Origin of the sequence: Gluconobacter sp. DsW_058, assembly GCF_002153615.1 — a bacterium.
In the GTDB taxonomy this organism is placed as follows: Bacteria; Pseudomonadota; Alphaproteobacteria; order Acetobacterales; family Acetobacteraceae; genus Gluconobacter; species Gluconobacter cerinus.
The window spans coordinates 1-288 of record NZ_JOPH01000010.1; the positions used below are offsets into that span (position 1 = coordinate 1).

Annotated in this window: 1 pseudogene; it reads right to left on the reverse strand. The window is 53.1% G+C overall.

The window, feature by feature from the left end:
• Positions 1–288 (reverse strand): annotated as a pseudogene (locus HK24_RS05545) (transposase); the annotation flags it as partial.

Below are 288 nucleotides of genomic sequence, written 5' to 3' on the forward strand. Positions count from 1 at the left end.
CGATCTGAAAGTCCCAGACCAAGGAGGCGCATGAACGACAGGCGATCGTTGATCAGATACTCCGTCCGTTCATCGGACAAATTGTTGAGCGTCTGGATCACCAGGATCTTGAACATCAGCACCGGATCAAACGGAGGGCGCCCGCCATTGCTTCCGTCCGAATAGGCCAGAGCCTTCTCCAGATCAGGACGGAAGACTTCAAAATCCACAATCTAGGAAAAAGCTTCGAGCTGATCGCCAAGCCCGCTCAACCGAGTAAGCCGCTCTTCAACGTCAAAGAAACCAAGC